19 protein-coding genes are annotated in these 20,479 nt (G+C 39.4%); 14 read left to right on the forward strand and 5 right to left on the reverse strand.

Translation table 11 applies throughout. The annotated features are described in order from the left end of the window. The 5 genes from FTU62_RS13925 to FTU62_RS13945 all read left to right on the forward strand — a co-directional run bounded on the left by FTU62_RS13925 (position 1) and on the right by FTU62_RS13945 (position 5,233). Positions 1-1,224: an alpha/beta fold hydrolase gene (locus FTU62_RS13925; RefSeq protein ID WP_180102981.1), complete on the forward strand. Its 1,224-nt coding sequence runs from the start codon at positions 1-3 to the stop codon at positions 1,222-1,224. A 156-nt stretch (positions 1,225-1,380) separates the two neighbouring features. Continuing rightward, entirely contained in the window at positions 1,381-2,634 is a 1,254-nt protein-coding gene (gene glyA / locus FTU62_RS13930) for a serine hydroxymethyltransferase (protein WP_180035998.1), read from the forward strand. A 162-nt stretch (positions 2,635-2,796) separates the two neighbouring features. Then, complete coding sequence (gene rnk / locus FTU62_RS13935) at positions 2,797-3,201, forward strand: nucleoside diphosphate kinase regulator (protein ID WP_078192900.1); 405 nt, start codon at positions 2,797-2,799, stop codon at positions 3,199-3,201. Between the two features lie 247 nt (positions 3,202-3,448). Next, positions 3,449-4,411 (forward strand): TauD/TfdA family dioxygenase, encoded by a 963-nt coding sequence (locus tag FTU62_RS13940; RefSeq protein ID WP_180102982.1) that lies wholly within the window; start codon positions 3,449-3,451, stop codon positions 4,409-4,411. Between the two features lie 117 nt (positions 4,412-4,528). Beyond that, positions 4,529-5,233, forward strand: coding sequence for a Crp/Fnr family transcriptional regulator (locus tag FTU62_RS13945; RefSeq protein WP_180102983.1), 705 nt, complete (start codon positions 4,529-4,531; stop codon positions 5,231-5,233). A 60-nt stretch (positions 5,234-5,293) separates the two neighbouring features. On the opposite strand, the gene FTU62_RS13950 is transcribed toward FTU62_RS13945, so the two are convergent. Continuing rightward, entirely contained in the window at positions 5,294-5,782 is a 489-nt protein-coding gene (locus tag FTU62_RS13950) for a TIGR00645 family protein (RefSeq protein WP_078189122.1), read from the reverse strand. Positions 5,783-6,108: 326 nt separating this feature from the next. Between FTU62_RS13950 and FTU62_RS13955 the strand changes: the two genes are divergently transcribed. From FTU62_RS13955 to FTU62_RS13965, 3 genes are read left to right on the forward strand one after another with little or no spacing between them, the layout of a single operon-like run. Then, positions 6,109-6,900 carry a tellurium resistance protein gene (locus FTU62_RS13955; RefSeq protein WP_180051210.1) on the forward strand — a complete coding sequence of 264 codons (792 nt, stop codon included), beginning with the start codon at positions 6,109-6,111 and terminating at the stop codon, positions 6,898-6,900. Positions 6,901-6,916: 16 nt separating this feature from the next. Further along, complete coding sequence (locus FTU62_RS13960) at positions 6,917-8,047, forward strand: toxic anion resistance protein (RefSeq protein ID WP_180024193.1); 1,131 nt, start codon at positions 6,917-6,919, stop codon at positions 8,045-8,047. A 41-nt stretch (positions 8,048-8,088) separates the two neighbouring features. Then, positions 8,089-9,009, forward strand: a complete 921-nt coding sequence (locus FTU62_RS13965) for a hypothetical protein (RefSeq protein ID WP_180102999.1) — start codon at positions 8,089-8,091, stop codon at positions 9,007-9,009. A gap of 87 nt (positions 9,010-9,096) precedes the next feature. Here the strand turns inward: FTU62_RS13965 and FTU62_RS13970 are convergent, their stop codons facing one another. Next, complete coding sequence (locus FTU62_RS13970) at positions 9,097-9,705, reverse strand: DsbA family protein (protein ID WP_180102984.1); 609 nt, start codon at positions 9,703-9,705, stop codon at positions 9,097-9,099. A gap of 432 nt (positions 9,706-10,137) precedes the next feature. On the opposite strand from FTU62_RS13970, the gene ahpF reads away from it, so the two are divergent. Continuing rightward, positions 10,138-11,703, forward strand: coding sequence for an alkyl hydroperoxide reductase subunit F (gene ahpF / locus FTU62_RS13975; RefSeq protein WP_180102985.1), 1,566 nt, complete (start codon positions 10,138-10,140; stop codon positions 11,701-11,703). Between the two features lie 282 nt (positions 11,704-11,985). Here ahpF and FTU62_RS13980 read toward each other — a convergent pair whose 3' ends face one another. From FTU62_RS13980 to FTU62_RS13990, 3 genes are all read right to left on the reverse strand, one after another. Next, complete coding sequence (locus tag FTU62_RS13980; protein WP_078194533.1) at positions 11,986-12,240, reverse strand: YfhL family 4Fe-4S dicluster ferredoxin; 255 nt, start codon at positions 12,238-12,240, stop codon at positions 11,986-11,988. Positions 12,241-12,249: 9 nt separating this feature from the next. Then, complete coding sequence (gene yegQ / locus FTU62_RS13985; RefSeq protein WP_180102986.1) at positions 12,250-13,644, reverse strand: tRNA 5-hydroxyuridine modification protein YegQ; 1,395 nt, start codon at positions 13,642-13,644, stop codon at positions 12,250-12,252. Between the two features lie 80 nt (positions 13,645-13,724). Next, a complete protein-coding gene (locus FTU62_RS13990) occupies positions 13,725-14,141 on the reverse strand; it encodes a Cd(II)/Pb(II)-responsive transcriptional regulator (protein WP_180102987.1) in 417 nt (138 codons plus the stop codon). A 76-nt stretch (positions 14,142-14,217) separates the two neighbouring features. On the opposite strand from FTU62_RS13990, the gene FTU62_RS13995 reads away from it, so the two are divergent. The 5 genes from FTU62_RS13995 (at position 14,218) to FTU62_RS14015 (ending at position 20,473) form a co-directional block, all read left to right on the forward strand. Continuing rightward, positions 14,218-14,853: a cation transporter gene (locus FTU62_RS13995; protein WP_180102988.1), complete on the forward strand. Its 636-nt coding sequence runs from the start codon at positions 14,218-14,220 to the stop codon at positions 14,851-14,853. Between the two features lie 301 nt (positions 14,854-15,154). After that, complete coding sequence (locus tag FTU62_RS14000; RefSeq protein WP_180102989.1) at positions 15,155-15,718, forward strand: TetR/AcrR family transcriptional regulator; 564 nt, start codon at positions 15,155-15,157, stop codon at positions 15,716-15,718. Positions 15,719-16,407: 689 nt separating this feature from the next. Further along, the gene (locus FTU62_RS14005; protein ID WP_180102990.1) at positions 16,408-19,044 is read left to right on the forward strand and encodes a type VI secretion system Vgr family protein; all 2,637 of its coding nucleotides are present in this window, start codon (positions 16,408-16,410) and stop codon (positions 19,042-19,044) included. Then, positions 19,045-19,950 (forward strand): DUF4123 domain-containing protein, encoded by a 906-nt coding sequence (locus FTU62_RS14010; RefSeq protein WP_180085771.1) that lies wholly within the window; start codon positions 19,045-19,047, stop codon positions 19,948-19,950. It begins immediately after the preceding gene. A gap of 82 nt (positions 19,951-20,032) precedes the next feature. After that, a complete protein-coding gene (locus FTU62_RS14015) occupies positions 20,033-20,473 on the forward strand; it encodes a hypothetical protein (RefSeq protein ID WP_180077524.1) in 441 nt (146 codons plus the stop codon). The last annotated feature ends 6 nt before the right edge of the window (positions 20,474-20,479 follow it).

A 20,479-nucleotide genomic window follows, 5' to 3' on the forward strand; every position in this document is an offset into this window, starting at 1 on the left:
ATGAAAATGCTGCGTTTAACGGTTTTAGTCAGCAGTATGCTATTTTTAGCAGCCTGCGGTAATGATAGTAATGACCAACAATTTAGTAATCCTGAAACAAATGCTGATCTCAATCAGATCAAAAATCCGGTGGTAACTACAACAGCCTATAGTCAAGACAATATGCCTGCTGTGAGTGCAGACAGCCGATTGATGACCTATAAAATGCTAGGAGTAGATGGCAAAGTTGTTCAAACCACAGCCTTAGTCTTTACCCCAAAAACAGTTGCTCCGGCAGGTGGTTGGAAAATTGTGGCTTGGGCACATGGAACGACCGGTGTGGCTGATAAATGCGCTCCGAGCCGACAAGGTTTGCAAGGCACTGAATATTTATTGCAAATGTTATTGGCAAAGGGTTATGTAGTTGTGGCACCCGATTATGAAGGATTAGGGGAACCTAGTGGACGTGAAAACCATCCTTATCTGAATCTAAAAAGTGAAGCCTTTTCGATTACCGATGCCGTTGTCGCTGCTCGAAGTTACTTAACCAGTCAAGGTAAAACGGTGTCGAAGGATTGGCTTTCGATCGGACATTCTCAAGGTGGTCAAGCCGTATTAGGTGCAGCTGAATTCGCATCGCGTGCTGACTTAAATTATAAGGGAACGATTGCCATAGCACCTGCAAATAATCTTGCGCTCATTCTTGACGCAGGCGAGAAGTTAGCTGTAGGTAAACCTGCAACCGTGCAAAGTATGATTTATGCACCTTTAGACAGTTTTACTGCGCAGATCATTGCGGGTATGCAAGGGCATAAAAACAGTGTGGATTATTCAAAAGTATTTAGTGGACATCTGGCTGCGATTGCACCTCAGGCTGAAACAGTGTGTTCAGGCGAGTTAACCAAGTTAATTCAAGATGACATGCTCAGTTATGCGAGTCAGAACACGACTTTGGATAACTATGGCCGCACGCAGTCTGATTTCTTAACTTTAAAGCCAATCCAAAACTTTATGAGTGAAGGTTCACAGCCTTTAACGACAGCGGTGAAAACGCCGATCATCATTTATCAAGGTAAAGCCGATCAGACTATTCCAGCAGATGCAACTAAATTTATGATTAGCCTTGCTAAGCCGGGAACATCAATTGACTATCGTGAGCAAGCGACAGCAGATCATATTAGTATTTATACCGATAATCTGGCAAATTTTGTGCAAGATGTAGAGACTCTCATGCCAAATCAATAAGTTGATTTGACTTAAATAATGCTCGTGCAGATTCAACACGGGCATTATTTATTTAAAAACAGCACAAACTTCCCTCTCTCATTTCTAAAACTTCATGCTACAATACGCGCCAATCTTAGCACGGCTTAAAAGCCCTAATTTAATAGGACCTCGCTAATGTTTGCCAACACCTCTATTGCTCAATTTGACCCTGAATTAGCTCAAGCGATCTCGAATGAAGATGCTCGCCAAGAAGCGCACATTGAGTTAATCGCTTCAGAAAACTACTGTTCACCTGCAGTAATGGAAGCTCAAGGTTCAAAACTTACTAACAAATATGCAGAAGGCTACCCTGGTAAACGCTACTACGGCGGTTGCGAGTATGTAGACGTGATCGAACAATTGGCCATTGACCGTGCTAAAGAATTGTTTGGTGCTGATTATGCAAACGTTCAACCACACGCTGGCTCACAAGCAAACTCTGCAGTTTACCTTGCGCTACTTAACCCAGGCGATACAGTTTTAGGTATGAGCTTGGCTCACGGTGGTCACTTGACTCACGGTGCTAAAGTTAGTTTCTCTGGTAAAACTTACAACGCAATTCAATACGGTTTGAACCCAGAAACTGGCGAAATCGACTATGAAGAAGTTGAACGTTTAGCTGAAGAACACAAGCCAAAAATGATCGTGGCTGGTTTCTCTGCGTATAGCCAAGTTGTTGATTGGCAACGTTTCCGAGATATCGCGGACAAAGTTGGTGCTTACTTATTCGTAGATATGGCTCACGTAGCTGGTCTAGTTGCTGCTGGTGTTTACCCAAGCCCAGTACAAATTGCTGACGTAACTACAACGACTACACATAAAACACTTCGTGGTCCACGTTCTGGTTTAATTCTTGCGAAAGCAAATGAAGAAATCGAGAAAAAATTACAATCAGCTGTATTCCCTGGTAATCAAGGTGGTCCTTTAGTTCACGCTGTAGCGGCTAAAGCGATCTGCTTCAAAGAAGCAATGGCGCCTGAATATAAAGCTTACCAACAACAAGTTGTTAAGAATGCGCAAGCAATGGCTGAAGTTCTAATCGAACGTGGTTATGATGTTGTTTCTGGCGGTACTAAGAACCATTTGTTCTTATTATCTTTAATTAAACAAGACATTACTGGTAAAGATGCCGATGCTTGGTTAGGTGCTGCTCACATTACTGTGAACAAAAACTCAGTACCAAACGATCCACGTTCTCCATTCGTGACTTCTGGTATCCGTATCGGTACTCCTGCTGTAACAACACGTGGTTTTGGTGAAGCTGAAGTACGTGACCTTGCAGGCTGGATCGCTGACGTTCTAGACAGCAAAGGTGACGAAGCTGTGATTGCTACAGTGAAAGAAAAAGTTGCTGCTGTTTGCGCTAAATTCCCAGTTTACGCAAAATAAGTCTGACTTGAGAAAGCCCCCTCAAGGGGGCTTTTTTTTTATGTCATCAGAAAAATTCAAAAGTTATCTAAACATTTATATTTCTGAGATAACGGAATAAGAGATAACAAAAAATTTGCCCATCGCTATAGATCTGTTGGCAAGGTCGCAAAGGAACTTTATATGAAAAAACCCAATATTATTCTTTCAGAACAAGATTTACATCGCTTAGAAACCATGTTGGAGCATCAGTCTAAGTTGACGCCGACGATGGAGCATTTGGAAGATGAGATGGCGCGCGCTGAAGTGGTTGCTCCACAAGATGTCCCTGCCAATGTGGTGAGTATGAATGCCAAAGTTCTCATTAACATTGCACCTGCGACAGAAGCAACCGAAATTACACTGGTCTATCCACATGATTTTCGTGGCGATAAAGGTCAAGTCAATGTTTTGGCTCCAGTGGGCGCTGCCATTTTAGGTTTGGCTGAAGGGCAGGAAATAGAATGGCCGCAGCCTGATGGTCATACCATGAAAGTCAAAATCATTAAAGTGCTCTATCAACCTGAGCGTGAAGGGAATTATCTATAATTCCGCTGTGATATACAGATAAAATCCGCACACAGAGCCATCGATACCGATGGCTTTTTTATTTTTTCTTTATTGCATTTTTAGATATGAAATGTGCAAATGTTGTTAAGCAGATTTCATTACAACCATAGCAGTTTAACTTGGGAAAACTGTCAAATAATTGACAGAGTCATGGGCACGAAGTCGGCACACTTTATTTCAACAACACCATCGTTGCTTAATAATTTGAAGAATAAGGTAGAGCCCTATGTCACAATTAGAATCGAATCATTACAATCCAGACTATCAATATCAGCATATTGAAGTAAAACCTGTAACCGGTCGTATTGGTGCCGAAATTTCTGGCATTCAATTGTCTGGAAATTTAGACAAAAGCGTGGTCGATGAATTTAATCATGCACTATTAAAATATAAAGTTGTATTTGTGCGTGGACAGCAAGATCTCACAGATTTAGAACAAGAAGCCTTTGCACGACTTTTAGGAAATCCGTTGAATCACCCAAGTGTGCCACTCAAAGATGGTACAGCACATACGTTGTCAATTGACTCACGTGGTGGGCGCGCAGATTCGTGGCATACCGATATTACGTTTTTGCCCAATTATCCTAAAGCCACAATTTTAAGAAATGTAGTTGCACCTGAACATGGTGGCGATACGGTTTGGGCCAATACCGTGACAGCTTATGAAGATTTAAGTCCTGAGCTGCAAAAGTTGGCGGAACAATTACGCGCGGTGCATAGCAACAGTTATGACTATGCGGCGCCGAAAGGTCAGTACAATGAAGAAGGTCGCCATTTATTCCGTACTGCAGTAGAAGTGGAAACTGAGCATCCTTTGGTGCGTGTACATCCTGAAACAGGTGAAAAAAGTTTGGTGTTGGGTCACTTCTTTAAACGCTTCAGTGGATATAGTCCGGCACAGTCACGACGCTTATTTGAACTGTTTCAAGAGCAAATCGTGCAATGGGAAAATATTGTGCGTTGGCGCTGGGCGGTTGGTGATGTTGCGATTTGGGATAATCGTGCAACGCAGCACCGTGCCATCAATGACTATGGTGACGCGCTTCGTATCGCCTCACGTGTCACTATCGAGGGCGATGTGCCTGTCGATGTAAATGGTCAGCCGAGTACTGTGCTGAAAAATATTCAACACACGGACATTTCAAACTTGCGTTCTGAAGCAGGTCGTATTTATGAGAAAGCATCCTAAGTTGCAAGGCTTCAATTAAAACAGCATAAAAATAGATAAATAATGCGAAAAACAATGGTTTTACATTTTTCAGCACTTGCCTAAGATCAATGAGATCTTAGGCATTTTTTTATAGACGTGAGCGATCAAAAGAACACCACCCAACAGCATTTGTTGCAAATTTTGCGTAATGAAGACACCTTTCAGGGCTTTAGCGATGAGACTTTAGAACAGCTTGTGCAACAGGTGAAATATTCACGGTTTCATGCACAGCAACACATCTTAAAACAACAACAAATCGTGCAAGATATTTATATTTTACTTTCAGGTACGCTACAAATTGGTTGGTTGCAAAATAATGGTGAATTGATTGTAAATGACTATATCCGTCGCCAGTCGGTATTTAATTTTGTCGCAGTCTTACAACAAAAGCCGTTGAATTATGATTATTTTGCTGCGACACATGTCGAGGTGGCGTTCATTTCTGGAACAACGTTTTTAGCGGTTTTACAGCGTGATCCGCAGGCGCTTTGGAATGTCGTGCAATCTCTCAGTCGACGCATGTATTTGATGTTTGAGCATAATCGTTATTTGAGAACAGCAACGCTAGAGCAGCGTATCGCAAGACATTTGATTCGACTCTATGAACAATATGGATATCTGCAGGAAATTCCCCTGAAACTCAGTCAGCAGGAATTTGCAGAGTCATTTAATATTTCACGGCAAACGTTGAATAAACATTTACAGCAATTTGTTCAAACACAGGTGATCGCGTGGAATTATGGACAAATCGTGATCTTGGATCTTGATCGTTTAAGGCGAATGAGTGAACTTGATGAATAACTAGATTTTAAATTTGACGAGAAGCCATTATCGCAAATGGCTTCATTAACCTTACCTAGATTAGTGCTTACTGATTTTATCCAAATATCCCATCATAAAAGCAGAAAAAACAAAGGTTAAATGCATGATGATGTACCACATGATTTTGTCATTGGGGATGTTTTTCGCATCCATAAAAATACGCAATAAATGAATCGAAGAAATTGCCACGATTGATGCTGCAACTTTGAGTTTTAATGAATTGGCATCCATGGTGCCGAGCCAGTTCAAGCGATTGGTCGATTCATTTATTTTCAGTTGGGAAACAAAGTTTTCATAGCCTGAAAACATCACCATTACAATCAGTCCGCCGACCATAGTCATATCGACCAAAGAGAGAATGACTAAAATCAGGTCAGCTTCTGAATATTCTAAAATATGCGGAAGGACATGAATGACTTCTTGGAAAAATTTAATCGCGAGCAGTAGCAGTGCAAAGGATAAACCAAAGTACACGGGAGCCAGAATCCAACGTGCTGCATACATTGTGTTATGGAAAAAACGTTCCATTTAAGCCTCTAAAATTATTGATCTAATATTTGGTTCTAAAGTATATGGATTAAATTTTACGATAATTTTGATAATAATTCATGTAGAGTCAGTTGTTTAATTTAAATCTAGATTGAATCTTTGGGTATCTTAAGCTTGAATTCATCTGTGTAGGTCATCATATCCATTCAAATGATGCTGTATGGCTGCTTAGGCGGATCTATAGGCAACGGTTGAATTTAATGACAAATTTGACTGATGAAATAGATGTATTTTTTGCAAAATACTACAAGACTTTTATGGCAAAACTTGTAGTATAAAAATGATTTTATTGAGTTTAATTGGCTATGTCACAAATTGATGTATTGGTGCCGTTAAAGGATATTACGGTAGATCGGGCGGAAGTGCTTTCGATTAAGCGGAATGACCTTGTGCCATTACTGACCGATCAATATCGTCTAAATCATTATGCAGATCAATTAATTCAAGCACAGTCGGTGCTGCTAGACGGTGTTGACCCTCAATTGACGAAACAACTTAGTCAAACCATTGAGCAGTTGATTCAAGCCTTAGCCAATTCAAAAAAATATTTAAAAACACGCAAATTTAATGCCTTGCAAAAATGGTTAGGCATTGATTTAGAGTACGGTTCAGGACAAGTTGAATATTATAAAAATCTAGATCAATTGCTTGATCGGGCAAATCATCTGAGCCAAAAACTACAGTTAGAAATTCAAAAGTCCCAAGCACGTTTTAATCAACTACAAGGCTTACGTGAGCAAATGGCGCGCTATATCGTCGCGGCTGAAGAGTTTTTGGTGGAATACCCACAGTTTGTGAAAAATCAGCATCCGCTTGACAACTTTGCAGAACGTTTATCGAAAAAGGTGAATACGTTGCAAACCTTACAAGCCAGTAATGATATTGCCATTACGCAAATGCAGCTTTCTCAGCAGCTTTCTTTTGGATTATTAGATCGATATAAGGAAGCTCAGCAGGTGTTGATTCCAGCATGGCAATATCATGTGAAACAAAGTCGTCAAAGTAACTCGACAAGTTCATTGGAAAAGCTTGATAATAGCCGTGAAAATTTGATTAAAACTTTAAAAAAATCATTAGAGAATTCCTCTAAGTCTTAGAAATATAAGGTGAGTTATGACCGATTTAGATGCCAAAAATTTACCCGTTGAAGTAAGCAAAGAGTTGACTGAAGAAAAGTTTCAGCAACTCAATTTGCAGGAAATTGGCTTACAAACTTCCGATTTTCACGAAGTCGAAGCTGCACGTAAGGAATTGGCAGATTTAAGTCATAATAGTGTTGCCGAATACGGTAAAAACATTGCCACCAAGACGTCGACCTATACCGATGAATTATTAAATTTGGTGCAAAATAAAGATCTAGATGCGACAGGTCAAAAGCTCAATCAGGTGGTACAAGTCGCACAGCAATTGAATACCACGAGCATTTTAAATAAATCTAAAAGCTCAGGATTTTTTGGTGGTTTACTGAGTAAATTTAAAGGTGCCAAGCAAAGTTTTGATCAGCACTTTAATACCACCAAAGAGCAAATTGATGCGTTGGTTAAAGAAATTGAAACTTCGCAAAATGGCTTAAAAACGCGTGTAAATACCTTAGATAAAATGTTTGAAGGCGTGCAAGACGAATATAAACAATTAGGGGTGTATATCGCCGCAGGTAAGTTGAAAGAGCAAGAAATTCAACAGGAAATTGCAAGCTTAACCACTCAAGTTCAAGATCAAACCACTACGCAAAAAATCTATGACCTCAATCATTTGGCAAATAATCTTGAAAAACGTGTGAGTGATTTACAGATCTTGCAACAGTCTGCGATGCAGACCTTGCCGATGATTCGCATTATTCAATCCAACAATTTGATGTTGGTTGATAAATTTTATGCTATTAAAAATATCACCTTACCGGCTTGGAAAAACCAAATTAGCTTGGCGATTTCATTGCAAGAACAAAAGAACAGCGTGCAATTGGCAAATAGCATTGATGATGCGACCAATGACCTATTAAAACGCAATGCAGATTTGTTGCATCAAAACTCTGTCGATACTGCGAAAGCCAATCAGCGTTCAGTGATTGATATCGAAACACTTGAACATGTGCAAAATACCCTCATTAAAACCGTTAATGATGTGATTCAAATTCAGAAAGAAGGTGTACAAAAGCGTGAAGAAGCGACGACACGTATTCGTGCCTTACAAAACAATTTGAATCATTTAGTGATTGAATCGAGTGGTTCAAACCCTTCTTCATAAGCTGTGAGGGAGGTGAAAATATAATCTGAAGGAGTATGTCTTTGCCTCCCATTGATGAATATGCGCTAAATCCGCAGCAACTGGAAACAGGGCTTCAAACCATTAAGAAGCGTCAACGCAATTTGACGTTATTGACCTTAACCAGTGTTTCTGTACTGATCGTTTCGGCTGTGATGTTGTTTATTCAGCATGATATGGTTTATAGCTTTTTTGGCCTAAGCTCTAGCGTACAGCAATTGCATATACCCATTAGTGCAGGTGATTTGACATATCAACTCGGTGAGTCTTCCGACTATTTTTTAAACTTTTTATCCTTTATTGGTTGGTTATTTCTAAAACTCATCGTTTCATTTATTGGCGCATTTTTCTTGGTTGGTTTTCTAAAAAAAATTCAATTTTTTAGAATTCGATTCCAATCTTTTGTATTGAAATTTGTTGGCTGGATTTTATCGTTTATTGTGCTTTGGTCAGGCTTAACCTATGTGCAATATGACCTTAATCATGATGACCGTGCAGCAGATCAAAAATTGGTACATTATGAAAAAAATATTCAGGAAAGCCAGCTGGCTTTCGAAATGGAAGATGCACAATTGGCAAAACCCGTGCAAGCCTATTTACTTGCACAAGCTGCTTTGATGCATAAGCCTGTAGATCGTGCGACAGCAATTCCTTTGGTGCAATCCTTAATCAATACCGAGCAACAAAATCCAACAAAATTCCGTGAATACGGTTTTCAGCCTGAACAGCTCTGGGCGATGCAAAATCAGCTATTTGATAAAACCATGACACCGATGGCGCAAAGCGTGGAAAAACAAGTTCAGCAAGCCAATGTAGTAGAAGTTGTTGTACGTTGGGTGTTGATCACCGTGATAGTACTCACGCTGGTTTTGAGCTTAATTTTATATCTGCTTTCTCAGCAGTTCAAATCACGGATTATTCGAATTGAGCAGGGACTTCATTAACAAATAGTGGCGTTCTTTTCAGATAAGTAATTTGTCTTCGAATAAAATCCCCATCACATAGTATGGGGATTTTTGATCTTTGGTAGATTAACTTGCGCGATGAAACAGTTGTCGAAGTTCCTGTGTAGAAAAAGTCTGATCATTCACTTCGCCATCCACAAGGTAAAAAGGAATCGGGTGCTGTCCCTTTGATTTTACATACTGTGTAATTTCATGCTGGCGGTCTGCAATATCTTTATGTTGAATTGAGCGCAGTACTTTCGAGCCATCTAAACCAATGCCTTCAATAATGCTTTTTAAAACGTGAATTTCAGCAATATTTTGACCGTGTGCAAATAATGCATGGAATAGGGCTTGAGTCAGGGCATATTGATCCAGAATATTGTCCAAGGCCAATATAGCTTGATGAGCCAGTTGACTGTTTGGCATACGTTTCATGTACTCAATATTGACAATCACATCTTCGCTATAAGCGGCGAACTTCGTCATTTCGAGTTTTCGCTTTGCTGCACTCGCACCATACTTATCGGTTAAATACTGCAGCACATCTAAGCCTTGTTCAGGAATTTCTGGAACGCGTTGAATCGGTAATAGCTCTACACGGGTTGCTGTATGTTCATTCCAGTTTTGTTTTAACTTTTGAAATGCGACATAACTCATGGGATAAACAATATCAAAGACAAATTCAATTTTCATTATTCTGCTCACTATTGATTTTATACATGTAGATCGATGGCTGATTAATGCAAGGGATAGATTGCTGCTGTATCGATGGCTCTTTAAAGCAGTCAAATCATCTGATATTTCATTTGATTTAAAGCCGACTTGCTGAAATGAAACTTAAAGCTTTATAAAGGTTTTGTAATTGATCAGGTCGTGCGTATGTCTTGCATAGGCTTGGTGTAATTTTAATAAAAAAGAAAAAAATGAGGAATTTGTCACTATATATGTGTACGAATAAATCATTTTAATGTTAATATGCGAACATATATTCATGATTTAGAAAGAAATTTAATCATTTAATTTGAAAAACCGATTAATTTTATAAAAACAAACCGTTTCACCTATTTAATGGTTTGTTCTATCATTCTCTCATCAAATAAATTTACTCCTCTGGAGACGTTAGCAATGTTAGATCAAAATACTTCTGCTCAATTAAAAACCTTACTTGAACGCCTTGAAGGCCCGATTGAAATCGTCGCGACTTTAAACGGCACTGACAAATCAGACAAAATTAAAGAATTGGTAACTGAAGTTGCTGCCTTATCTGATTTAGTGACTGCACGTTTTGACGGTAACAACAGCCGTGCGCCAAGCTTTGGTATTGCAAAAGCAGGTGAAACACCACGTGTATTCTTCGCAGGTCTACCGATGGGCCACGAATTCACGTCTTTGATTTTGGCATTGTTACAAACCTCTGGTTATGCACCGAAAGTTTCTGACGAAGTACTGAATACCATTAAAGGTTTAGGTCTTAAAACTGACTTTGATGTGTTTGTATCACTCAGCTGCCATAACTGTCCTGACGTGGTTCAAGCACTTAACTTGATCGCAATTTACAACCCGGGTACAACTGCAACCATGATTGATGGTGCATTCTTCCAAGACGAAGTGGAAGAACGCAAAATCATGGCTGTACCAATGGTATTCCAAGACGGCAACCACATCGGTCAAGGTCGTATGACTTTGGAAGAAATCATTGCTAAATTAGACACCAACTCTGCTGCAAAAGATGCTGAAAAGCTAAATGCCAAAGAAGCATTTGATGTCCTTGTGATTGGTGCTGGCCCTGCAGGTAATACTTCTGCAATCTATGCTGCACGTAAAGGTATCAAAACCGGTATCGTAGCTGAACGCATGGGCGGTCAGGTCATGGATACCATGGACATTGAAAACTTCACGTCGATTCAAAAGACTCAAGGTCCTAAGTTTGCTGCTGAAATGGAAGCACATGTACGTGAGTACGGTGTGGACATCATAAACTTGCAACGTGTATCTGACATCAAAGGTGCAGATGAAACAGCCAATGGCTTGGTTGAAGTGACTTTAGAGAATGGTGCAAAACTTGAATCTAAAACAGTGATTCTTTCAACAGGTGCACGCTGGAGAGAAATGAACGTTCCGGGTGAACAAGAATACCGTACTCGTGGTGTTGCATACTGTCCACACTGTGACGGTCCATTGTTTAAAGGTAAACGTGTTGCAGTGATCGGTGGTGGTAACTCAGGTGTCGAAGCGGCGATTGACCTTGCAGGTATTGTGGAACATGTAACGCTAGTTGAGTTTGATACTAAGCTTCGTGCTGACCAAGTCCTTCAAAACAAGTTAAACAGCTTACCGAATACGACTGTGATCATGAATGCATTGTCTACAGAAGTGGTCGGTGATGGTTCACAAGTGACTGCACTAAACTACAAAGATCGTGCAACAGATGAAATCAAAAGGATAGAATTGGCTGGTATCTTCGTACAAATCGGCTTGTTACCAAACACTGATTTCTTAAAAGAAACAGCAGTAGAACTTTCAAACCGTGGTGAGATCGTAATTAACGAGCGCAACGAAACCAATGTGAAAGGTGTATTTGCTGCCGGTGACTGTACAACAGTACCTTACAAACAAATCATCATTGCAACAGGTGAAGGCGCGAAAGCATCATTATCTGCTTTTGATTACATCATCCGTTCGGGTCAATAAAAGAAAGGCCAGTGTGTTTCGAGAAACACGCTGGCCGCGCTGAATGTTGTCATTAGAATATTATTTTTCTTAATATTCTCGTTTTACAGGAACTTTGGATGCTAACACCGGAGTTCCTTTTTTTTGTCTGCAAAATTAGGATTCAAAAATGTCCCCACACATTTTGAACCCTATTCGTTGCCCAGCTATTTTTGTTTTACAACCTTATTTTTATACTTTCCCCAAGGTTGTTTCTCTATATAAAGTGGATTAAGCAAGTCTTACGCCAATCACACCATGCATTTAAGATTTAAATAAATTCAAACCCTTAAATTTCTCTAATAAATCAGTTTGGCTTTCGATATGCTCCGGATGCGGAATAATGCACTCAATCGGACAAACTGAAACGCAAGTTTGGTGCTCATAGAAACCGACACATTCAGTACAACGTGCGACATCAATTTCATAAATCTTTGAGCCTTCATAAATGGCATCATTGGGACATTCAGGTAGACACATGTCACAATTGATGCATTTATCTGTAATCAACAAAGCCATAAAGCGAACTCAAGCCTGATACGCTAAAGACGAAGCCGAAATATCCACTGTCGAATTGGGTAAGTTACGAATCAGTAAGGCATAGCGCATATCGACATCGGCAGGCGCAGGAATATCCACGATATGACCTGAACCTTTGGCATCCTCAATTAGATTACCTTTTTTATCTTTCATTTCAGTTAAAACGAAGGTGATGTTGCCTGAAGTGGTCATCAGTTCTAAAGAATCACCTACAACAAAACGGTTTTTCACTTCGATTTTAAGAGAATCACCATCGCGTTCTAAAACTTCACCTACAAACTGTTGATGATCGAAACGTGATGAGCCGGTTTCATAGTTTTGATATTCACTATGAACATGGCGGCGTAGAAAACCTTCGGTATAACCACGGTTAGCAAGACCTTCAAGCTGAGACATGAGAGCAGGGTCAAACGGTTTACCAGAAAGGGCATCATCGATGGCTTTACGATAAATTTGAGCGGTACGCGCACAGTAAAAGTAAGACTTGGTACGGCCTTCAATTTTTAAAGAATGAATGCCCATTTTGGTTAAACGGTCTACATGCTGTACAGCACGCAAGTCTTTCGAGTTCATGAAATAAGTGCCATGTTCATCTTCTTCAGCAGCAAACATGTCTTCTTCATTGCGTTGTAATAAAACCGGCTCGCCGAATTGGTGTTGTTCTAGGGCGTGTTGCTCATCGGCATTTTTATTATTGCAGCATGATGATTCTTCAATTTGTGTGACTGGAATAACATCACCAGTTTCATCTTCAACTGCATCGTGAATTTTATAATCCCAACGGCATGCATTGGTACATGCACCTTGGTTTGCATCACGTTTATTCATATAGCCAGAAAGTAAGCAACGACCGGAGTAAGCCATACATAATGCACCATGTACGAAAACTTCAATTTCCATATCAGGTACATTGTGTTTAATTTCTTCAATTTCTTCGATTGATAATTCACGTGACAAAATGACACGTGTCAGTCCCATATTTTTCCAAAATTTAACCGTTGCCCAGTTCACCGCATTGGCTTGTACAGACAAATGAATGGACACTTCTGGAAAATGTTCACGCACCATCATGATTAGACCAGGGTCAGACATGATCAGTGCATCAGGATTCATAGCAACCACAGGTTCAAGGTCACGGATGAAATTTTTCAGTTTTGAGTTATGAGGTTGGATGTTTACCACCACATAAAACTTTTTACCTAAGGCATGAGCTTCTTCAATGCCAATTTTTAAATTGTCATGGTCGAAAGCATTATTGCGCACACGTAAGCTATATCGCGGCTGACCTGCATACACGGCATCTGCGCCATAAGCAAAAGCGTAGCGCATGTTTTTCAATGAGCCAGCAGGTGAGAGGAGTTCGGTTACGTGTTGAATCGTCATGTCAATAAAGGCATAAAAAATTTATGGCTTTATTGTAGTGATCTAAAAAAAGGATTCAACCAAGTATTTTAGTTGGGTTTTCAAGATATTCCGTTTTCCAAATGTTTTAAAATTTGGCAATCATTGATTTGGCTGGTTTCATTACAACTGGCACGGAGCGTACTTAACTGTATTTTAAAATTTTCTAATTCTTTAATTTTTTCAGAAACTTGACGAATGTGATTATCAATTAATTCATTCACGGCATGACAGCTTTGTGTAGGTGATTGCTCAAGTTCAAGCAGGGTTTGAATCTCGGTGAGAGAAATATCGAGGTTTCGACAGCGCTTAATAAAAACCAAACGTTTGTACATTTCTTCATCATAATAGCGATAATTGTTGTCTGCGCGGAAGCTAGGTTTCAGCAGTTTTTTCTTTTCATAAAAGCGAATACTGTCAACGCTTACCCCAGATTTGGTGGACAATTCTTTAATCAAATAATGTTTTTGTACGCTCATGCTTGACCTTGGAGTGAGTCCATAGTTTTGAATAAGAATAATACAAATCCATTGATTTTTAAATTGGAGCACATTTATGGCATGTACATGTAGTCATGAGCCAGCACCAAGCAAACCCAACAGTAAATTTCGTATCGCGCTTTGGATCGCCTTAATCATTAACGCCATGATGTTTTTGGTGGAACTGATTGGCGGGGCTTATGCACATTCTTCTGCGCTTTGGGCGGACTCGCTAGATTTCTTTGGTGATGCCGTAAATTATGGAGTTTCATTAGCCGTGCTTGGCGCCAGTTTATATTGGCGTGCAACAGTTGCCTTGGTTAAAGGTTTTGTTATGGCAGCATTTGGGATCGTGGTGATTGCCAAAGTGCTCTATGCTTATGCCAATGGGATCGCACCTGAACCGATCACTATGGGGTTGATTGGTATCTTGGCTTTAGTCGCTAATGTCATCTGTGCATACGTCTTATATGCCTTCCGTGAAGGTGACTCCAATATGCAATCCGTTTGGCTATGTAGCCGTAATGATGCGATTGGTAATGTCGCAGTGATCTTGGCGGCTGTTGGAGTATTTGGTACAGGCAGTCTATGGCCAGATTTGATCGTGGCCGCAATCATGGCGATTTTAGGTTTAACGGGCGGTTATCAGGTGATTCGAAAAGCACTGCAAGAGCGTAAGCAAAAAGATATTCTGAGTACCCCTTGCTCTTAAATGCTTACTCTTAAATCCACCGTTAATGGCATTCATTTTATCCATGTTTTTAACGCAGATGAATAGACGTTAAATCGCTAGTTGAAATTAAAATAGCAGTCAGTTTTATACGAAATTTTCCTGACTGCTATATCGATAAATCATCTGAAATCAGACTGTATTTAATGGGGTGCTGAGGTTTTATCTACAGACTCCAATTAAGTTATGCTTTACAATAGCGCGCGAAAATCATGTTTAAAAATTAGGTTTTCTACCTTAAAAGCTTTATGTTTAGGCCCCATTGGTGCATCAGGTAAATTAAATGTCGAAAAAGCAAGACATCATTAACGTTGCGCTCCAACTCTTCAATTCTTATAGCTATAACTCGATTGGTATAGATCGAATTATTGGGGAATCGGGCGTTGCTAAAATGACGTTTTATAAATATTTCCCCTCTAAAGCCAAATTAATTGAAGAATGTCTCGTGATTCGAAATCTTAATTTACAGGAATCACTTGAAGCTGCTATTGCAGAATGTGATCCAGAAGACCATCTTTCGCATATTAAAACCATTTTTGCTTGGTACGATGCTTGGTTTCATACCGCCGATTTCAATGGTTGTATGTTTCAAAAAGCAGTAGAAGAAATATCTAAAGTTTATCCGTCTTCATTGCAACCTGCGATCGACTATAAAGAGTGGCTTAAATCAAAACTAAGTACTGCCTTACAAAATCTGGGCATTCAGCAAACTGAACAACTTGCTGCATTTCTGAGTAGTATTTTGGATGGCATGACCATTCAAGCCCAAATTGACCCCAACCAAGTGCATTTAGCAGATTATTGGAAGCGAGTTGAAACCTTAATTCGTTTGGAATTGGCCGCTTAAAATTTGCTTGTAGGCATCTGGGTTTTAAATCTAGAGACGACATATTTGTATTGATTAACAATCAATTTTTTTCACATAACTTAAGATTCTAAGAAAATAAAAAGCGCGATTATTTGGGGTAATCGCGCTTTGCTGACAATTGTGCGTTCAAATCATTCACTTTGTTAGCTTAAGTCAATGATTTGATTTTCGAACGTTTTATACGTTTTCTCTCATTTATATTTTTACCCTCTGAATGCTAAATTCATTCGGTTTTTGCAGCAAAATAGACAGACTTGTCTGTTTTTTTGAATTATAGGGGATCTTAGGTGAATTACAAGACAGGAAAGAAAGGTTTGTGTGTTTTTTAATCTAGCTTAAGTTTAAATTAATCCACTATTTTTAAAGATAATATTAAAAAATTGATCATTAAGCTCGATGTAAATTAGATGATAAAACTATTTTTACATTTATGTGAGTGACGCTACGTGTTGGATGCAAGTGCATGGTCTAAGACCATTTTTTGAATATTTTATATGCAATAAGTATTTAGTGCGTGGGTTCTCAGCTTTTTATTTTTAAGTGAATTTTTTAATCGTGGATTTTACATAACGAAACATCTTCTATGGTTTTAAGCATTAAGTTTATTGATGAATTTGACTAAACTAGCAGCAAAATTATTTCCATGATTACAATTTAGAATTTTTATTATGTTAGGCAAAATATTTGCTGTATTAGAACAATTGGGTCTATCCGCCCAAAAACGTGCCATTCATGTGCAATTTTCCAACCCTGCGTTGAATGACGAGCTTTTTATTCAACGTATTGATGGAGAGCATGTCTTAAACCAAGGCGTGCAAGCGACTTTGATTTGCCTATCTACCAATGCCCTTATTCCACTAAAACAATTTATTGGCGCACAGGTCGCGGTTGATCAAGTGACCGATCAGGGCGAACTCTTCCGTACCACGGGTATTATTACCGAAGCCACCCAAGGGCAGAGTGACGGTTCACTCACGCTGTATAAACTCACTTTAGAAGATGCAACATCGCTGTGGCATAAACGCAGGAACAGCCGTGTGTTTATGAACAAATCGGTGCGTGATGTCAGTGAAACTCTTTTTAAAGAATGGCAAAGCAAAAGTCCGCTTTTTGCTGCCAGTCTAACGCTAGATCTAAGCGGTTTAAGCCAAAACTATGATGTACGACCTTTCATCATGCAGTCGAATGAAAGCGATTATGACTTTTTAACGCGACTTTGGCGCAGTGAAGGCATTAATTGGCTCATCGATGAAGCACAGTTGAAAGTGCCGCATTCCTCAGCGCCAATTGAAAAACAAAAACTCCGCCTGATTGATGACAATAGCCAATATCAAGCGCTCAGCCGTCGTAGTATCCGCTTTCATCGTTCTAGCGCCACTGAAAAACAAGACAGCATCACCAGCTTGATCGGTGAGCGTAGCATTCAACCGACTGCGGTCCATGTGCAGCGCTGGCAAGCCGATGGACTAAACCAAGAAGAAGGCGCAGGCTCAGTTCAAAGTAAACATCAGCATAGCCAAAGCCAAGACAATGCCAGCTTAAGTTTGGAACAAGCATGGCATATCAGCCCTGCATGGATGCAAGACTTAAAAGGTGAAGACCAAGCTACGGCTTCATCCAATAGCCAAATTGAAAAACTGAATCAAAACCTAACGCGCTATCACGAGCTACAATCTAAAAAATTCAGTGCACAATCGACTGTGCGTGATACACAAGTCGGTTATTGGTTTGAACTGAATGAACACCCTGAAATTGATCAACACAGTGGTGCAGACAAACAATTTTTAATCACAGAAAAGAAATTCTATAACCAAAATAACTTACCCAAAGATCTCACTGAACAGGTCAATCAACTGATTGAACAAAGTCAGTGGAACATTAAACCCATCCATGAACAGGCCGAGCGTCAGGCCAATCAGCTCACATTACAACGCCGCAATATTGCGACGGTTCCTGAATATAACCCACTCGAACACCGTCCAAGTACCCATCCGCAACGTGCTAAAGTCGTTGGACCAAGCGGTGAAGAAATACATGTCGATGAATGGGGACGAATCAAAGTCCGCTTCTTATTTACCCGTGGTGATGACCACAGCCATGATGGCGGTGCAGGCAGTAATGACAATGACACAGATTCTGCATGGGTAGATGTGCTTACACCATGGGCAGGTGAAGGTTATGGCGCACGCTTCTTGCCACGCATTAATGAAATCGTGGTCATCGATTTCTTTGACGGCAATATCGACCGACCATTTGTGGTGGGGCGCATACATGAAGCACAGCGCAGTCCGACCCAATTTGATAGTAAAGGTAAACTGCCAGACACCAAAAAACTGGCTGGAATAAAAAGTAAGGAAGTCCAAGGTGAAGGCTTTGGACAACTACGCTTTGATGACACGACTGGACAAATATCGACACAATTACAAAGTACTCATGGTGCCACTCAGCTCAACCTAGGGAACCTCAGTCATCCCAAAGAAACCGCAGAAAGTGAGGGAAGAGGCGAAGGCTTTGAACTGAGAACCGACCAATGGGGTGCAGTGCGTGCAGGACAGGGGCTACTTGTTAGTACACACCCACAACAACAAGCAGCAGCAATGCACCTCGACGCACAAGCGGCGAAAGAACAAATCGAAGCCAACTTAAACAGCAGTAAAGCCTTAAGTGAAGTGGCGAAAAACCAGCAAACTGACCCACTTGAAGTCTTAGATAATTTAAAAAACTTCCTTGGACAAATCGAAAAAGGCAGTAAAGAAAAAGCTGATGCCTTTAAACAAGCCTTGATGATTTTATCTGCACCAAACTCAATTGCTGTGAGTAGTCAGGAAGATATTCATCTTTCAGCAGATGGACAGATCAGCCAAAGTGCAGGCGATAGCATCAACCTCAGTAGCCAAAAATCCTTGATTGCCCATGCACAAAGCAAGATCAGTCTATTTGCAGCACAAGAAGGCTTAAGAGCTTATGCTGGTAAAGGCAAAGTTGAAATCCAAGCGCAAGGAGATGGGGCAGATCTGATTGCCCGAAAAGGTATTCAAATTATTTCCACGGAAGATACAGTCGAAATTAAAGCCAGTAAGAAAATAGTACTGACAGCTGGTGGTAGTCAAATTGAGATTAGCAGTGCAGGGGTATTGCCAACTACTGCTGGAAAATTTGAGGTGAAGGCCGGGCAACATTTATTTTTAAATGGCTCGAAAGTCAATATAAGTCTTCCTTTTTTTCCTCAAAGTGTATGTTGGGAATGCTTGGCAAGAAGAGCGAGTCAACGAGGTGCATTTGTGAATAAAGGGGATGGTCAATAGATGTCGAAAATAATAAAAAATGATTTAAGTCGTTTCTTTGAGCAATTCCCTAGAGAAAACTATTTTATATATGGGGTGATTGATGCTGCACAAGATAGTAGCTTTTTAAAACGTAAGGACATTTTGCAATCACGTAATATATTGGTTGAGGCAGCCGGTGATAAAGCATCGGAGTTATCACCACATTTAATTCAATTGAGTCATAATATAAATAGTTCTGAGTGGGAATATATTAATCATCGGATTGTTGGTACATCACGAATGACTTTAATTGTCACAAGGCTAACTTTCGATGACTTATATGCGCACTTAAGACAATTTATAGATGTTAAGTTTGAGGGGGGACTTGAAATGTATTTGGCATTTTGGGATCCTGCGATACTTGGTACATTAGTAGGGCAAAAAACTGATAAAACTTTATATGTACAACAACAAGTATTATTGGAAGAACAAAAGAAGATTCTTTTAAAGCCAATTTATAGTTGGTGGTATTGGGATCGTATAGGTCAACTACATACAATTATTGGTGATAATAATTGTGAATTACAAATATTTTATGACTGGCGCCAGCCCTTTGAATTTACAATTGAACAAGAAGAACTAATGGTCGAAGCTACTTTTCCTGATCATCTAATTTATTATTTAAAATTAAATAATCCTTTTTTGATAAAGTCATTCAATAATTGGGACTTGTATTTATATGTTATTGAAATGCTTAAAAAGGCTAGAGAATATTCGCTAAATGGCACTAGAGATATTTTAAATTTTATATGTTTGACATTGATTTATAAAGATAAGTTTGAAAGTGATATGTCTTTGCAAAGTGTTCTTTTAAAAGTAAAAAATAAAATCATCAATATGGATCAGGCAATGGAAGAAGCTGAAGATTTGATGCAACTGAGCTAGTGCATTTATAGTGATTTAAATACTATGAATAGTAATAAATTACTAATTTAAAAATTGTATATTTAAAATTAAGGGTAAGTTAATGAATGTTTTTAAAAAAATTGTAATGCTGCCGATTACTATAATGATGGGTCTAGTTGGGTGTAGTACAGGATCCACAAAAACATATGTTTTGACTACAACATCTTATGGTTATGATGCTAATTATATCCCTTATATCGTTGAATTAAATGGAGAGGAGTTAGGTGGAGGTTTAGGTACTGGAACAAAAAGGTCTGCAATAATAACAGGACCACAATACGTAAAATGGGGCGAAGGTAATAGTTCTAAAAAGCATATAGCAATTAATGTCCCAACATTAACTCATGAAAATTTAAAAGGTAAAAAATACTTAGCAGTACATTTATATCCAGATGATAGTGTGGAAATTACAGTTTCAAATGACTTACCTGATGCAACTAAAAAAGGGTTAGTGTGGAGAGCCAAAATAATTGATGAATTGAATGCAAAAGAAAAAAAATAAGGTATG

The sequence above is a fragment of the Acinetobacter sp. YH12126 genome, assembly GCF_013418745.1.
GTDB classification, from domain to species: Bacteria; Pseudomonadota; Gammaproteobacteria; order Pseudomonadales; family Moraxellaceae; genus Acinetobacter; species Acinetobacter amyesii.

Coding starts and splice junctions, on each gene's coding strand:
- FTU62_RS13955 (WP_180051210.1), top strand. CDS start 6,109: ATGTCACAAATTGATGTATTGGTGCCGTTAAAGGATATTACGGTAGAT.
- FTU62_RS13925 (WP_180102981.1), top strand. CDS start 1: ATGAAAATGCTGCGTTTAACGGTTTTAGTCAGCAGTATGCTATTTTTA.
- FTU62_RS14015 (WP_180077524.1), top strand. CDS start 20,033: ATGAATGTTTTTAAAAAAATTGTAATGCTGCCGATTACTATAATGATG.
- yegQ (WP_180102986.1), bottom strand. CDS start 13,644: ATGACGATTCAACACGTAACCGAACTCCTCTCACCTGCTGGCTCATTG.
- rnk (WP_078192900.1), top strand. CDS start 2,797: ATGAAAAAACCCAATATTATTCTTTCAGAACAAGATTTACATCGCTTA.
- FTU62_RS13970 (WP_180102984.1), bottom strand. CDS start 9,705: ATGAAAATTGAATTTGTCTTTGATATTGTTTATCCCATGAGTTATGTC.
- FTU62_RS13960 (WP_180024193.1), top strand. CDS start 6,917: ATGACCGATTTAGATGCCAAAAATTTACCCGTTGAAGTAAGCAAAGAG.
- FTU62_RS13940 (WP_180102982.1), top strand. CDS start 3,449: ATGTCACAATTAGAATCGAATCATTACAATCCAGACTATCAATATCAG.
- FTU62_RS14000 (WP_180102989.1), top strand. CDS start 15,155: ATGTCGAAAAAGCAAGACATCATTAACGTTGCGCTCCAACTCTTCAAT.
- ahpF (WP_180102985.1), top strand. CDS start 10,138: ATGTTAGATCAAAATACTTCTGCTCAATTAAAAACCTTACTTGAACGC.
- FTU62_RS14005 (WP_180102990.1), top strand. CDS start 16,408: ATGTTAGGCAAAATATTTGCTGTATTAGAACAATTGGGTCTATCCGCC.
- glyA (WP_180035998.1), top strand. CDS start 1,381: ATGTTTGCCAACACCTCTATTGCTCAATTTGACCCTGAATTAGCTCAA.
- FTU62_RS13990 (WP_180102987.1), bottom strand. CDS start 14,141: ATGAGCGTACAAAAACATTATTTGATTAAAGAATTGTCCACCAAATCT.
- FTU62_RS13980 (WP_078194533.1), bottom strand. CDS start 12,240: ATGGCTTTGTTGATTACAGATAAATGCATCAATTGTGACATGTGTCTA.
- FTU62_RS13950 (WP_078189122.1), bottom strand. CDS start 5,782: ATGGAACGTTTTTTCCATAACACAATGTATGCAGCACGTTGGATTCTG.
- FTU62_RS13995 (WP_180102988.1), top strand. CDS start 14,218: ATGGCATGTACATGTAGTCATGAGCCAGCACCAAGCAAACCCAACAGT.
- FTU62_RS14010 (WP_180085771.1), top strand. CDS start 19,045: ATGTCGAAAATAATAAAAAATGATTTAAGTCGTTTCTTTGAGCAATTC.